At 49.0% G+C, this 15,238-nt stretch carries 12 protein-coding genes and 1 pseudogene; 4 read left to right on the top strand and 9 right to left on the bottom strand.

Annotation, left to right across the window (positions count from 1 at the left end; all coding sequences use genetic code 11):
- Window positions 1-8: 8 nt before the first annotated feature.
- The 5 genes and pseudogenes from ACSR9A_RS14740 to ACSR9A_RS14720 form a co-directional block, all read right to left on the bottom strand.
- Window positions 9-128, bottom strand: a pseudogene (locus ACSR9A_RS14740) (HTH domain-containing protein); the annotation flags it as partial.
- A gap of 109 nt (window positions 129-237) precedes the next feature.
- Window positions 238-1,683 carry a PTS mannitol transporter subunit IIBC gene (locus ACSR9A_RS14735; RefSeq protein WP_473757870.1) on the bottom strand — a complete coding sequence of 482 codons (1,446 nt, stop codon included), beginning with the start codon at window positions 1,681-1,683 and terminating at the stop codon, window positions 238-240.
- Window positions 1,684-2,112: 429 nt separating this feature from the next.
- Window positions 2,113-3,777, bottom strand: a complete 1,665-nt coding sequence (locus ACSR9A_RS14730) for a CotH kinase family protein (RefSeq protein WP_473757869.1) — start codon at window positions 3,775-3,777, stop codon at window positions 2,113-2,115.
- An 18-nt stretch (window positions 3,778-3,795) separates the two neighbouring features.
- Window positions 3,796-4,521 (bottom strand): DUF4956 domain-containing protein, encoded by a 726-nt coding sequence (locus tag ACSR9A_RS14725; protein WP_473757868.1) that lies wholly within the window; start codon window positions 4,519-4,521, stop codon window positions 3,796-3,798.
- Between the two features lie 3 nt (window positions 4,522-4,524).
- Complete coding sequence (locus tag ACSR9A_RS14720) at window positions 4,525-5,238, bottom strand: polyphosphate polymerase domain-containing protein (protein WP_341278530.1); 714 nt, start codon at window positions 5,236-5,238, stop codon at window positions 4,525-4,527.
- 233 nt (window positions 5,239-5,471) lie between these two features.
- Between ACSR9A_RS14720 and ACSR9A_RS14715 the strand changes: the two genes are divergently transcribed.
- Window positions 5,472-6,737, top strand: a complete 1,266-nt coding sequence (locus ACSR9A_RS14715) for a purple acid phosphatase family protein (protein ID WP_473757867.1) — start codon at window positions 5,472-5,474, stop codon at window positions 6,735-6,737.
- Window positions 6,738-6,807: 70 nt separating this feature from the next.
- On the opposite strand, the gene ACSR9A_RS14710 is transcribed toward ACSR9A_RS14715, so the two are convergent.
- Window positions 6,808-8,334 (bottom strand): sensor histidine kinase, encoded by a 1,527-nt coding sequence (locus ACSR9A_RS14710; RefSeq protein ID WP_473757866.1) that lies wholly within the window; start codon window positions 8,332-8,334, stop codon window positions 6,808-6,810.
- Window positions 8,331-9,014 carry a response regulator transcription factor gene (locus tag ACSR9A_RS14705; protein WP_473757865.1) on the bottom strand — a complete coding sequence of 228 codons (684 nt, stop codon included), beginning with the start codon at window positions 9,012-9,014 and terminating at the stop codon, window positions 8,331-8,333. The genes ACSR9A_RS14710 and ACSR9A_RS14705 overlap by 4 nt, the downstream gene beginning before the upstream one ends.
- Before the next feature lie 180 nt (window positions 9,015-9,194).
- On the opposite strand from ACSR9A_RS14705, the gene ACSR9A_RS14700 reads away from it, so the two are divergent.
- Window positions 9,195-11,552, top strand: coding sequence for a glycosyltransferase family 39 protein (locus ACSR9A_RS14700; RefSeq protein WP_473757864.1), 2,358 nt, complete (start codon window positions 9,195-9,197; stop codon window positions 11,550-11,552).
- 122 nt (window positions 11,553-11,674) lie between these two features.
- On the opposite strand, the gene ACSR9A_RS14695 is transcribed toward ACSR9A_RS14700, so the two are convergent.
- Window positions 11,675-12,538 (bottom strand): VOC family protein, encoded by an 864-nt coding sequence (locus ACSR9A_RS14695; RefSeq protein WP_473757863.1) that lies wholly within the window; start codon window positions 12,536-12,538, stop codon window positions 11,675-11,677.
- A 279-nt stretch (window positions 12,539-12,817) separates the two neighbouring features.
- Here ACSR9A_RS14695 and ACSR9A_RS14690 point away from each other — a divergent pair, with 279 nt between their 5' ends.
- Entirely contained in the window at window positions 12,818-12,982 is a 165-nt protein-coding gene (locus ACSR9A_RS14690) for a hypothetical protein (RefSeq protein WP_341278524.1), read from the top strand.
- A gap of 234 nt (window positions 12,983-13,216) precedes the next feature.
- On the opposite strand, the gene ACSR9A_RS14685 is transcribed toward ACSR9A_RS14690, so the two are convergent.
- Complete coding sequence (locus tag ACSR9A_RS14685; protein ID WP_473757862.1) at window positions 13,217-13,993, bottom strand: Cof-type HAD-IIB family hydrolase; 777 nt, start codon at window positions 13,991-13,993, stop codon at window positions 13,217-13,219.
- A gap of 235 nt (window positions 13,994-14,228) precedes the next feature.
- Here ACSR9A_RS14685 and ACSR9A_RS14680 point away from each other — a divergent pair, with 235 nt between their 5' ends.
- Window positions 14,229-15,158 carry a manganese-dependent inorganic pyrophosphatase gene (locus tag ACSR9A_RS14680; RefSeq protein ID WP_473757861.1) on the top strand — a complete coding sequence of 310 codons (930 nt, stop codon included), beginning with the start codon at window positions 14,229-14,231 and terminating at the stop codon, window positions 15,156-15,158.
- The last annotated feature ends 80 nt before the right edge of the window (window positions 15,159-15,238 follow it).

The following is a 15,238-nucleotide window of genomic DNA, read 5'->3' as shown; positions in this document are numbered from 1 at the left end:
TGATTGGCAGCTAGTACAAGCTCAATGTCACTCAGCTCGCGGTGAATCGTTCGGGTGCTTGCCCCGACCTCAGCAGCAATATCGGCCGCTGTTATTTCATCCCGCTGCTCCAGCAGCAGCTCTACAATACGTCGCTGTCTCGTCGATACTTTGATAGGAGATCATCCTTATCCGGGAAATGGACTTAACGCCGACATTAAATGTCAGCGTTAAGCGCAAAGTCTAGACTTGCTTCGTTTAGCTTAATCTTTTAATTAGCGCATCATACTCGGGGCTCTTCAAGAAATCTTCAATGGAGATGTGCTCAGCTCCAGGAACTTTAAGGCGCGCCCGTTCAGTCAGAGATTTATGGGTAATGACGATATCCGCATCAGACGGTAGATCGTTGATCGCTGTGTTGGTCACCTGTACAGGGAGACCAGCTGCTTTGACTTTCTTTTTCATAATGGAAGCACCCATCGCACTAGAGCCCATTCCAGCGTCGCAGGCAAAAATAATTTTGTTTACTTCGTTTTTCGATTTCACCGTATTAGCAGCTGCGGAAGCTGTGCCAGCTTGAGCACCGGCTGTTTCAGCGCCTTTAGAGGAGGCCTTCATATCTTGCATTTTAGTCGTTGCTTCCTCAATATCGCCTTGAGCGTTTTTGCTTGTTTTCAGCAGAAGCGCGCCGATTACGAATGATACTGCCGCCGCGATAACAACACCGCTAATCATGGCAAAGTAGCCGCCTTTAGGAACGAGCGCAAAATAAGCGAGAATACTTCCTGGTGAAGGAGCGGCTGTAAGGCCTGCGCCCAGCAGGGTGAAGGTAAACGTACCAGCCATGCCGCCGCCGATAACCGCAAGAATGAGGCGCGGATTCATGAGGACGTATGGGAAATAAATTTCGTGAATACCGCCGAAAAACTGAATGATGATAGCGCCTGGAGCAGAGCCTTTCGCTGCGCCTTTGCCAAACAGCCAGTAAGCGAGCAGTATACCAAGACCGGGACCTGGATTCGACTCCAGCATGAACATAATGGATTTGCCAGTAGCAAGCGATTGCTCAAGCCCGATTGGACTTAAAATACCGTGGTTGATCGCATTGTTCAGGAACAAAATTTTACCCGGTTCAATTAAAATGTTCGCCAGCGGCAAGAGGCCGTGGTTGATGAGAAATTCTACGCCGGAAGAAATCAGATTGCTAAATGCGGTAACAAGCGGGCCAACGCCTTTGTATGCCCCAATCGAGAGAGCCGCGCCGATGATGCCGGATGAAAAGTTATTGATAAGCATTTCGAAGCCTGATGGAATTTTACCTTCCAGCGCTTGGTCAAATTTTTTCAATATCCATGCGGCCAGCGGACCTACGATCATGGCTCCGAGGAACATGGTAATGTCCGATCCGAGAATAACGCCCATCGTAACCATAGCCCCGATGACGCCGCCCCGGGTGCCGTGAACCATTTTACCACCTGTATAACCGATCAAGAGCGGAAGCAAATAAGTAATGGTTGGGCCAACAAGCGTTGCCAAATCTTCATTTGGAAACCAGCCGGTAGGAATGAACAGGGTTGTAATAATCCCCCAGGCAATAAATGCACCGATATTCGGCATAACCATTCCACTTAGGAATCGGCCGAATTTTTGCACCCCTACCTTTACGCCGCCGGATGACGATGGTTGTACTTCTTGACTACTCATGACATGACTCCTCCTCAATGAATTGCGAAGCAATAACAGCTTCGATAAGCGCGGGTATATGAATGAGCGAAGCGATCATCACGCGCAACAAGTTTTCACCGTTTTTCATACAGCTATTAACAAACGGGAATATAATCATGTTAATGGATAGCGTTTACAGTCGCAATGAAAGGAAAAGAAGAAAGCGTCATGAGCGCTGTTGACAGTATTTATTTTGGCAGAAATAAAGGGGGAATATGCTAATAATCAGCTATTGAATGCTGAATATTCATCTGAAAAGCGAACGTTTAGCAGCTTGGGATTCCAAAAGGTACGGGGATTTTGAGTGCGTCAAATATCGGTTTGTACAAAAAACAGCGACAGTATAGGACTGGAAATTAGCCCTATACTGCCGCTAGGTTGTTTTTATGGCGATTCACAAAAAGCTGCTTACAGCCTTCTGCGGTTGTAGAATAAAACGAACACACTCGACAAGATCAAAATGATTAAGGCGACACCTGCAGTAATAGCTTCCGAAATGCTGCCCTGCGGCTGGGCGTTTTGACCGCCGAAACCCATGCCATTGGGTGGCATCATACCGCCAAAATCCATGCCATTCGGCGGCGCCATCATGCCGCCTTGTCCGCCGGGAAAGCCACCACCACCGAAGCCCTGACCGCCCGCCGCGTTAGCACCATCAGCTGGAGGATTGCCGCCTGCTGCATTAGCACCATCAGCTGGAGCATTGCCCCCCGCTGCATTAGCACCGTCATTTGGAGCACCGTCTCCACCAGGGAAACCGCCGCCCATACCGGGCATGCCCCCTTCAAAGCCGTTGCTGCCGCTGCCGGAGCCATCGCCAGAGGATGGGATTGTTCCGTCGAGCTGCTGCGTGACGCTCGCTACCTGCGTGCTTGCAAAGGAAAGCACCGTCGTAATGCCTTGCTCATACTCCTCATAAGAATAGAAGGAGGAAGGGTCCGCTTTTACATAAGGAGAAATCAGCTCGGATATTTCTTTAACACGGGCAGCGAGGGTATCGTCTGCCAAATATCCTTCAATCATTTCTTTTATAATCGCGTGGTATTGCTCCTTGTATTCATCTACTGCCAGCAATTTTGCGACGAGAGGCCGTTCCGCCAGTTTGCCTGACGTCGGTTCATCAATGAGTACGCCTGCGCCTCCAAAGCCGCCGAAGGACATATTGTAATCCCATGGCAAAATCGAGAACAGGCCATCATCCTCATATAAATAGTAGTTATGCTTTGTCATCGACAAGTAGCTGTCCATATTGCCCGCGACTGTGTTCAAGGCGATAAACTTCAGCACTTCCTGTACATCCAAAACGCTGTCATAGTCCGTTCCGTTATTTAATTCATCGAGCATTTTCAACAAAATATCGTCATTGGACGAAGCCGATTTGAGATCAAGCCCCGTATACGATTTTAACGTTCCCAGCCAGTTCAGCTCGCTGCCGGTTCCGCCGTTTGCCTTATAAAGCGCACCGTAGCTGTTGCCAAAGTTACGCTCCAAATATTCCTCGCCAATTTGCTCAACGGCTAAGTAAAAGCCCCAAAGCTCACCATTTACATACACATTCACATAGGAATATTTAGGTGTTGGCAAGCCCATGGCTTCAGCAAGCTCATAGGTAAGGAACTCACGCATATAGGAGGCGTCGCTGTAATTGTTGTTCAGATTGATTTTGCTAACGCCTTCAATCGTCTGATTAACATATTCGTCGAAGGAGAGCTTTAAGCTGTAGCGGTCCGAATCTTTATTATTGACGACGCTGATCAAGCTTAGATTGCCCTTCGTGCGTAAGCCGACATTATTGAAAACTTGGCCATTGTAATCGACGGTCGCTTCCTTAAATTCCTCGGAGCTGGCATTGTCCAGCATATTTTGAAAATCATCTTTGTCCACTGTAATTTTTACGTCAATAACCTTGTCCTTGGGAAATACCGTCTCATCCAGCGTCTGCTTCCCATCCGAAACAACACTTGCTTCCGTTGTCGTTGTAGTAGAGCCTGTACCATTGGTACAGGCTGTAATGGTGAGAAGCAGAAGGAGGGAGCACAGGCTTAGAAGCAAGGTTGAAGCTTTTGCCTTCATGCCGGAAACCTCCTTATATTAAGATACATAATCCCCGCTGTAGCTGATCAAGACGGCATTTTTGACACCTTCAAGCTCGGAAAGCTGGTTAACAAACGCGCCTTCCTGATCACGCAGCCTAATTTCGATCGTCATTTCCACATTGCCGCGCGTAACGGTTTTTTGCTTCACATTGTAACGCTTGACGAGCTTGTTCAGGCGGCCGTGAATTTCTTTCTCGGTCGTTTCATTGTCGCAATTGACGACAAGCAGGTAAGGCTGCTCTACCGAGCCGCCTTTGACGAAGAAGAAGAGCACGAGACCAACAATGACAGAGCCAATAGCAGCGAGCGTATAGAAGCCTGCACCCGAGACGATACCGGCAACGGCTGCCCAGAACAGGAAGATCAGGTCGGTTGGATCTTTAATTGGCGTTCTAAAGCGGACGATGGATAATGCGCCGACCATACCGAGCGAGAGCACCAGATTGGAGTTGATCGCTATAATGACCATAGCTGTAACCATTGTCATGCCGATGAGCGAGACGTTGAAGCTTTTGGAATAAAGCACGCCGCTGAATATTCGTTTGTACAGCGTATAAATGAAGAAACCAATCAGAAAAGCTACGCCCATTGTAATGAGTATTTTTGAAATGCTAATATCGGAGGTAAAGTTGCTCATCACCGAGTTTTTAATAATATCGGAAAAAGAGGTTGCCGTTTCCGCTGCTTCTGTCGTTGCTGCTGCCGTAGTCGTTGTCTCCATCGTTTAAAAATCCTCCCAAGTGTTGAATTTAAGATATTTGCGGCAAATCACGTATTTGGATGCCGAGGTGCGGTTCAGCCCTTCGAGCTGAAGCGCGATTTTAATAGAGGCCGGAATGTATTCATCGAATTTCACTTCAAGAATCATCCGGTTATCTTCCAGGGCAATGACGGGATCAAGATTCGGGTCAAAAATGTCCAGCGCATGCAGGCCTGTTCGCAAATCCTTGTCGAATGTAATCCGCACATTGCCATTTTCGTAAACGTAAGGCTCGCGCACATAATCCACGATCACCTTCGGACGAAGCAGCCGGTACTTCATCTCATTGTAAATTTCCATAAGCAGCGGCTTATCGGGCCGATTGAACACCTCGTAGTCGCCAGCCATCATCTGGTCATACATAGCGCGCGTAAGCGGCTCCTTAACTTTGGCAATGTAATCCTTGAATTTGATTTTTTTCTCAAAATGGATGACCTTGTCCTGCGTATTGTAAATGCGAATCCGATATTTGCTTCGGTCACGTATGCCGCCAAGCTTCTCATGCAGCGCTTTATTGTTCACATCGTCGAAATACAAGCTTCGAATGTGGTATTCGCCTGTATCGCCGACATTTGCGTCCTGCTGCATCATATTTTTGAGCCGCTGCCGAATAATGAAATATTGATGCTGGTTGATAATAAATTTCAGCTCATGCCGGAACTTCAAATTTTGCTGCATATTACTCCCTCCTTCTCTCTATCAATCGTTTAGCTGTCATCATGTCTTGGCTAAGCTGTTTGTAAAGCAATTGTAAATTCAGATACTGATGTGAAAATGAGTGCCCGCTGAAAGATTGCTGAATGTCAGCTGAAAGATTGCTGAATGTCAGGTGAAACGTTTGACGTGCCTTGTGCGGGAGCGTTATCGTAAAAGGCAGCATGGGTACGAACTTCATGGGGAAGGAGATTGTGATGAAAAAGGAATGGATATGGATGATTGCCCTTTGCCTCGTGCTCCTGCTCGTTGTTGCAGGAATAGAGTGGCTGAAATCGGATGGGAACACAGACAAGGCTGCTGGTAAGCCTTATGCAGTCGTTACGACCTTTAAGGAGGATGCGGCAACGAGCCGCGCATTCACTTGGTTCACCGATAATCCGCAGTCAGGGACGGTGGTGGAATGGATGGAAGGAATGGATGCGGGAATGTTGTCGGGCGAGGGCAAAGGGATACAGGTCAGTCGTATCGAGGGGAAGACAACAACGCTGGATACGGGCAATGGCGTAATAAGAGGGGTGCATAAGCTGGAGCTGACGGGGCTGTCGCCCGGCACAGCCTATACGTACCGTGTGGGCGATGGCAGCGAGAATGGCTGGAGTGAAGCGTTCCATTTTATGACGGAGGCGCAGGATGCGGATCATTTTACTTTTATTAATGTGACGGATTCGCAAGGCATAACGGAGCAGGATTTCGAGCTGTGGGGAAATACGCTGGATCAGGCGTTTAGGACATTCCCTGGTGCGCAGTTTATGGTGCATAACGGCGATTTAACGGAAAATCCGGATGATGAAATCGCATGGCAAAACTTTTTTGGCAAGGCGCAGCAGTGGGTAACACGCTTTCCGTTAATGCCAGTTACAGGAAATCATGACGAGGTTGATGGCAACGCGGATGAATTTGTATCCCATTTCAATTTGCCAGAGAGTGGGGCGGACGGCTCGATCGCTGGAACGACGTATTCGTACGACTATGGCCCGGCGCACTTCATCATGCTGAACACGGAATCGAACAAAAAGGAGCAGACGAAGTGGCTGGAACAGGATTTGGCAGCTACAGATAAACGCTGGATTATCGTATCGGTGCATCGTGGTCCTTATGCCGGTAATCAATACGAGAAAATCGATGATTGGGTTAAGCTGTTTGACAAATACGGAGTTGATCTCGTGCTTCAGGGGCACAATCATGAATATGCAAGATCATATCCGCTGAAGGATGGCAAGGTGACAGGGGATGGAGAGGGTGTCATCAGCACTTCAAGCGGCACCGTCTATGTCGTGACTAACGCAGCGGGGCAGAAGTTTAATGAGAAGAAAGAGGATCAATTTTATCATAAGGTTCATTTTCAAAATTATAAGCAAATGTTTGCCGGCATTACCATCGAAGGAGATAAGCTGACATACGAGGCTTATGATGTGGATGGCAACAAGCTGGATGCGTTCGTGCTGCAAAGTGAAAAATAAAACAGGGTGTCCCGGCGGCCAGCTCATGGCTGTGTGGGGCACCCTGTTTGCATATGCGCTCTTAAGCAAGCTAAGCATCCTCTAACGGCAGCTTGACGGTGAAAGTACTTCCCTCGCCGACGATGCTGGCCGCCTCAATCGTGCCGCCGTGCGCCTCAACGATGGACTGCGTTATCGATAGTCCAAGGCCTGCTCCGCCGCTCAGGCGGGTGCGGGAAAATTCACTGCGATAAAAACGCTCAAACAAATGGGGGAGATGCTCCGGCTTAATGCCCGTTCCATTATCGGTAATGGAGATGGCGGCATAGGCTCCGGCTTTAGCGAGCTTTAGCGATATTTTTCCCCGATCGGCATCGGTATGCTGGACAGCATTTGAAAATAAATTAAGCACCACCTGCTTTAGCTGATCGGGATTGCAGCGTCCGCTTATGCTTACAGAAGCGTCAATTCGCACCTCTCGCTCTCCGCCCAAAATATGCAGCTGCGGCTCCAACTCATGAATGAGTTTGCCAATGCTCGTATCCACTTTAACGAGCTCCGGCGCCTGATCAAGCTTGGCTAGCAGCAGCAAATCCTCGACGAGCTTGTTGATACGCGTCGATTCCAGCTTCATGCTCGTTAAGGCGCGGTGCAGCTGTTCAGGATTTGTAGCGGCACCGCGCAGCAGCACCTCCAGAAACCCATGGATAGAAGTGAGCGGTGTCCGCAGCTCATGCGAAGCGTCGGCAACAAAACGCCGCATCCGCTCCGTCGTTTGCCGCTCCGTCTCGAAGGAGCTTTCCAGCCGGCCGAGCATGCCGTTGAATGCATCCGAGAGCAGATCGATTTCCTGCTGACCTTGCGATATAGGAAGCCGTTCTGTGAGATTGACAGCATCGGTGCGCTGGGCTGCTTTCACGATACGCGACAGAGGCGAAAGCGTCTTGCGCAGTATCGGCAAATACAGTGATAGGCCTCCTGCCAAGGCAAGAATAGACAGCCCAGCGAAAATCGCGAGCTGATACGCTAGTACCGTTTGCAGCAAGTCCGTGTCGTTGCCCGCTTGAAAGAGTCCGTCAGGCGAATCTGGCGGTCCGGCCAGCCTAAAGACGACAAGCTGCTGTGCCCCTTCGCTGTTGCTGAGCAGCTGATAGCTGACCTTGCGATGTTTTTTTAAATCATTTAAAGTTTTCATATATTCTTCTTGGCTAAGCTCTGGTGTCCAAGTTTCACTGCTAATCGTCAGTACCGTCCGTTCTCCTGTATTGCTAACATAGGCAAGAGATAACCTTGGCTGAGTAATGATAGGCATATTGCTTGGGTCCTCCGGCGATGCTGCAGATGGGACATCATTCGGTGCTGCATCACCTTTATAGGGTGATTTTTTTTGGTAAGCGCGTATGTTGTCCATATACCACAAGGGAGGCATCGCCTGAATTTGCGCTTCCAATGCCTCAGCGCGATTATTATAAATAAAGTCCTTCATAAAAACGTATTGCAGCGTTCCAATTAACAGAAGCAGCCCTGCCAGTACGAACAGCGAGCGGCTGAGCAGTTGGTAGCGAAGCGATTCGGGCTTTAAGAGACGAAGCAGCAGCGGAGCTTTTCGGCCCTTCATGGAAAATCCATGCGATAGCCAGAGCCGCGTAGTGTACGAATAAGTCTGTGCTCTTTGTCCTGCAGCTTCTCGCGCAGCGAACGGATGTACACCTCCACAATGTTTTCCTCGCCGCGAAAATGATAACCCCATACTTTGTCCAAAATAAGCGCCTTGCTCAGTACAATGCCGTTATTCATCACAATATATTTCAGCAGCTCATATTCAGTAGGCGACAGCTCCAGCACTTTATCCATGTAGGACAGCTCCTTGCGCAGATCGTCGATGCAAAACGGACCGTATACAACTTCCCCGAGCAAATTCGGAAACTGATTGCGAAGCCTCGCCTGAATGCGGGCAAGCAATTCCTCAAAGCTGAACGGCTTAATGATATAATCGTCAGCGCCAATGTTCAGTCCCTTCACGCGATCCTGCGTTTCGTCCTTGGCAGTCAGCATAATAATGGCGATATTATCGCCCGTTGCCTTAAGTGCCTGGCATACTTCAAAGCCATTCATGCCCGGCATCATCACATCCAAAATGACAACATGCGGTTTGAAATCGCTAGCGACCATGATCGCTTCCTCGCCATTGCTGGCTGTCCGAATATCCGCGCCTTCATTCAGCAAGCCAAGCTCCAAAAACTGCACAATATGCGGCTCGTCATCAACAAGCAGCAGCTTAATTCCATTAAACGACATTTTATCATCTCCAGTTTTGCAAACTAATGCTTCTTTCATTATTATCTGTTTCGTTGAAAGTTTCATCTGGTTTTTATAGTTTTAAGCAAATTTTCAGCTTTGCTTCATTCGGGTTTCAGGGAAAAGGCGCACAATCTCACATAGTGAAGCAAGAGACGGAAGTGAAAGGGCGGCTGAACGATGGCACCAATAAAAAAACAGCGATTAGATGCAATATTAATGATAGTTATCCTCGTTTCGGCATTTTTGAATGGATTTTTAATTTGGACAGATGACCATGTCAATACGTATTACACGACTACGGTCGCCAGCATGCTGCAAAGCTTCCACAATTTTTTCTTTGCAACGGTCGATTCTGGCGGCTTCGTAACCGTTGACAAGCCGCCGGTAACGTTCTGGATACAGACGGCCTTTGCCTATGTGCTGGGCCTGCATGGCTGGAGCGTGATTTTGCCCCAAGCGTTAGCGGGTATGGGCTCGACGATTTTGCTATATGTGCTGCTCAAACCGTCCTTTGGACTTGCGGCGGCGCGCATTGGAGCTGCGGCGATGGCAACGATGCCGGTTGCGGTTGCAGTGAGCCGGACAAATAATATCGATAGCATGCTCGTGTTTACGCTGCTGCTTGCGGTTTGGCTATTATTCCGCGGAACGAAGCAGGGCAAGGCGCATTGGCTGATTGGCGCTTTTGCCGCCATAGGCGTAGGCTTTAATATGAAAATGATGGAGGCCTACATGGTGCTTCCGGCGTTTTATTTATTTGCTTTAATGGCGTGGAAGGGCAAGTGGTTTAAGAAAATCAGCCTGCTGGCAGGGGCGACCGCTATTATGCTGGTTGTTTCCTTGTCCTGGGCGGTGACAGTTGATTCTATATCGACAGATAATCGGCCCTATGTGGGCAGCAGCCAGACAAACTCCGTGTTGGAGCTGGCATTCGGATATAACGGGCTTTCAAGGCTGACCGGAAATCGCGGAGGCGGTACCGGGTCAATGATGGGGCCGCAACAGCTTCCAACGATTGGAAACACAGCCTTTGCCCAGACGAATGTGGTCAATAGCTGGTTCAGCGGCGATGTACCAGGCGGCAACAGCAGCATTGCAGCTGTAGAGCAGGATGGTCGGGGGCTGGATGGTGATGCTGGCAGGAGCCGCGCTGGAAACAGTCAGGGCGTGGACCGCAATAAGGACGGAGGAGCCGGAGGAGGCGCTGGAGCTGGTGGCTTTAACGGTGGGCCTGGCATCGGTATGGACGGCATGGGCACTCGCGGCGGCTTTGGAGGCGGCGGATCAGGCGGCATGTTTGGAACAGGTACGGCAGGGCCGCTTCGATTGTTCCAAGCGGAGCTGTCGGGTCAAGCGAGCTGGTTCCTGCCTTTTGTATTTATCGCTTGCGTGGGCATGCTGGCGAGCCTTCGCCGACGCAACTTGACGATGAAGCATAAGGAAACGTTATTTTGGCTGGCGTGGCTACTGCCGGTTATGGCGTTTTTCAGCGTCGCTGGCTTTTTCCATCAATATTATTTAATTATGATGGGACCTCCAATTGCCGCGCTGCTTGGAGCAGGCTGGAGTGAGCTGTGGGGCCAATATCGCAGCAGAGTGGGCTGGCTAGGCTGGTTGCTGCCACTCGGAATTGCCGCAACAGCTGGGTTTGAATGGTATATTATGCAGCCATTTGACGCGACAATTGGCAGCGGGTGGTCGCTTGCCGTGCTAGTTGGCGGATTGGCAGCAAGCCTGCTGCTTATTGCATGGCGGCTAAAGAAGCAGAAGCAAGCAAAGTCATTTATCCGAAATAGCAGTGAAGGCATAGAGGGCATAGAAGGCTATGAAGCAAAGGCGAATGCTGGTGCAGATACCGAGCTGTATGGCGGCAAGCTGCCGTATGGGCAGGGAGGATATTTGACAGCCGGAGCTTGCGTTCAAAACGGAGAACATGGGGTGATCCGCCGCAAAGTCTGGCAGCAGCCTGCCGTGAATCTGATTGCGCTGCTCGGGCTGCTTGTTCTTTTCATTGGTCCAGCTTACTGGGCGGCGACACCTATCGTATACGGCCAGAGCAGCCAGCTGCCAGAGGCAGGACCTGATCAGACGAATGCCTCTTCTCGCGATGAGCCGCTTAATGAAGCGGCGCTTGCTTTTTTGAAGGCGCACCATACAGGCGAGAAGTACCTGTTTGCGACGAACAGCTATTCGACCGCGGCGCCATATATCATTGATTCCGGTGAAAATGTGATTATACTCGGTGGTTATTCCGGCTCCGATCCCGTCCTGTCGATAGACCGGCTGAAGGCGCTCGTGGCCGCTGGGGAGCTGAAATATTTCCTTGTTTCACAAGGGGGCCGTGGAGGCGGCAATAATAATGAGCTGACGAAGTGGATTACTTCGCATGGTCAGCAGGTCGCAGCCAGCGAATGGCAAACGACAAGCGGAAACAGCGATGCGGAAGACAGCAGCTTCCGAGGCTTTGGCGAAGGCGGCAGCAATATAACCATATATGAAGTGACGCCACAAGCGGCGTTGTTGAGCGGCAGCTAAAAAGTGCGGTTCTTTAATGGAACTGGAGCAAATCTTTCAGTAAAAAAAAGCATAAAAGCCGCGCAAAACCACATGCCAGTGGTTTTGCGCGGCTTTTGCTGTAGCTGCTGCTTGCTTGTTTATTATTTTGCTATTGCAAGCTCAATCCGAATGCTGGAAGGATCGGTTGCAAAAATAACGCCATCTGACTCGTCAAGTGCTGCTCCCGCCTCACGCAGCCTGCTTATAGCTGTATCGCGTTCCGCTTGATTCGGATAGACGATGGTGAAGTAGTCCAGCCCGGTACTGCTGGCGGCTGGTGCAGGAGCGCCAATGCCGGCCCAAATGTTAAGCCCGATATGATGGTGATAGCCACCAGCTGAGACGAACAATGCTTTGAAATCGGTGTAGTCGCCTACGATATCAAAGCCAAGCAGCCCATTGTAAAAGGCACGGGCAGCCGGAATGCCATTAATATGAAGATGAATATGGCCGATTATTGTGCCAGCCGGCAGCAGTGTGGCGGCAGCCGGATCAGCAGCGGCAAGGAGGCCGTCCCAATCGATGGGATTGCTAGCCATAATGTAATCGCCGTTCTCTTCTTTTTTCCACTCCGAGCGTGGCCTGTCCGCATAAATTTCAATGCCATTGTTGTCAGGGTCTGTAATATACAGCGCTTCACTGACCAGATGATCGGCTTGGCCGATATGAATGCCGGAGGCGATCAATCTGGCAAGTGCGGCGCCAAGCGCCTCGCGATTAGGCAGCAGCAGAGCGTAGTGGTATAGGCCGGTCGTTGTTCTGCGCTCAGAGACGATGGCATTCGGAATTTCCTCCAGCTCAATGAGTACATTGACGCCATCAGCCGTAAGGCTGGCTGTACTGCCTTGGCGCTCCAATACCTGCAAGCCAACGACCTCCTGATAAAATTGCAGCGAACGCTCCATATCGCTAATGTTAAGCTTTACTTTTCCGAGTACGGTATCGGTATTTATACTGTAGGTCATTTATAATTCCTCCTGTGCTAAGTTGATTACTATTTGTAACTAACTATATTTTATGAACTAACTTTTGTCAAGTTTAAAATCCAGCTTGCAGCTTATTGACAAATATGACGTATTCGTGACTAATTAGTGGTTAACTGTGGTTCTTATGTCATATATATGTTAGAGTATTGATAAGAGCTCTTGAACAAAGAGGGCTTAATAATTAAGAGGAGGAAGTAAGCATGGCAACATGGCTTGGCTTAGAGCTTCATAAAACGCATACGGGAGGCGAAGTTTATTATGAACCTTAGTGGTGGAGATCAGAGAAGAACACGTTCCAGCGATCCTTTTTTGTACTTGTTTTTTAAATGGATTTCTTTAACCTCATCGGCGGTTATTGTGCTGCTGTCCTTGTGGTGGCTCATTCAATTTTTATTTCAAAGCACCGTCGTAGAAGAGCAATAAGCGGGACAAAGGCCAGTACGTTTTGCCAGGCTGACCTGCGTGAGCATGTCTAACATTAGGAAAGTAATTGGCTGAACGTAAACGGCGGCTAATTTCAAATATATGAAAAGAGGTACAGCTAACGGTTCGAACCGTTAGCTGTACCTCTTTATTTTTTAAAATATAGGAAAGTATAGCATTACGCGACACCTGACAGAAAGAGACGTTTCACCTTGATGAGATCGTTATGGAGTATTACTTCAACAAGCCAGCGTGACGCAAGCCACCCCGAATGCCATTTTCACTAACATGGGTCGTTACGTAATCGGCGAATGGCAGCAGCTCCGGATGGGAGTTGCCCATGGCAATGCCCAGTCCAACGATTTCGAGCATTTCCTTATCATTAAGTCCGTCACCGAAGGCAAGTGCTTCCTCCGCCGTCAGTCCCAAATGCTTCAGCAGCGCGGCAATGCCAAGCGCCTTGGAGCCATCATTCGTAAGCACGTCCATTGCAAACGGGTGCCAGCGAATATAGCGCAAGCCCGGGATGACGTCTGTATACAGATGCTCGTCCTGCGGCTCACAGTGCAGGAAGATTTGATAAATGTCTGCTTTTTCCCAAAAGCTTGGATCAAAGCCCGGCTGTGCCACGCGCAGCGACGTTACGGAGTCGAACACCTGCGGATGCGCTTCAGCATTGGAAAAGAATGCATCATGTCCTTCAAAGACGAGCGAATGATTATGAAGTCCGGCATGCTCAACAAGCGCCTTAACATCTGTGCGCGGAATAGGATTATGGTATACGGGAATACCGTTGTAAACGACATAAGCTCCGTTAAGGCTGACGAAGGAGTTGATCGCAAGCTTCTCGGCAATATCCTTGAAAAAATAAGGCGCGCGTCCCGTCGCAATGACAGCCTCGACGCCCTGCTCCTGAATTTCACGAATCGCATCAATCGTATCTTGGGGAATTTGTTTATCTTCATCTAATAATGTGCCATCAATATCAAAAAAAGCAATTTTATAACTCATTTTTGTAAGTCTCCTGTTCTATCTGGATGATGTAGTTACTTGGAAGCCGAATGTTCTATACCCCTTATACCATTCGCTTCCGCCTTTAAGCAAGCTTATTTGAGAATTGTTTGCAAAAATCTCTGTAAGGGCATAGGAGTATACTTCATTATATTATATAATCAAATGTGGGAAAAACTTATTGGGAAATGCGGGCAGCCGCAATCCCAAATACAAGAACTAAGGAGACAGTAAAATGGCAAAAACATTTATTTTCGGGCATAAAAATCCGGATACGGATACAATCTGTTCTGCGATCGCATATGCTGATTTGAAGGCTAAGCTGGGCTTTGAGGTTGAAGCCGTTCGTCTGGGTGAAGTTAGCGGTGAAACGCAATACGCGCTGACCCATTTCAAAGTAGAAGCTCCTCGTCTTGTAGAAACGGTAGCTAATGAAGTAGAAACGGTTATTCTCGTTGACCACAATGAGCGTCAGCAAAGCGCGGCAGATATCGATCAGGTTCGCGTGCTGGAAGTTATTGACCACCACCGTATTGCGAATTTTGAGACAAGCCACCCGCTATACTATCGCGCTGAGCCTGTAGGCTGCACAGCTACGATTTTGAATAAATTGTATAAAGAAAACGGCGTAGCTATTGAGCCGCAAATTGCAGGTCTAATGCTGTCCGCTATCATTTCCGATTCCTTGCTGTTCAAATCGCCAACCTGCACAGAGCAGGATGTAGCGGCTGCTAAGGAGCTTGCAGCTATTGCGGGCGTTGATACAGAAGCATACGGCCTGGAAATGCTGAAAGCAGGAGCAGACGTACGCGATAAATCGATCGCTCAGCTGCTTTCGCTTGATGCGAAAGAATTCCAAATGGGCGGCAGCAAAGTAGAAATCGCGCAAGTAAACGCGGTTGACACCAACGATGTACTGGTTCGCCAAGCGGATCTAGAAACAGCGATTAACGCTATCGTTTCAGAAAAAGGCTTGGATCTGTTCCTGTTCGTCGTAACGGACATTTTGAACAGCGATTCCGTAGCGCTTGCTATCGGCAGCGCAGCAGGCGCAGTTGAGAAAGCCTATAATGTCACGCTGGCTGACAACAAAGCCGTTCTGAAGGGCGTAGTGTCCCGCAAATCGCAAATTGTACCTGTATTGACAGATACGCTTAGCAAATAAGAGACTGTGACGAAATAATGTACCGCTAATTTCCTCGCAGCTCCTAAGAGTGAATGAAAGGATGCCGTCCACTTCATCAG

Source organism: Paenibacillus sp. R-74696, from assembly GCF_055814915.1.
Note: the sequence above shows the minus strand (reverse complement) of the source record. Positions and strands in the feature narration are given on the sequence as shown.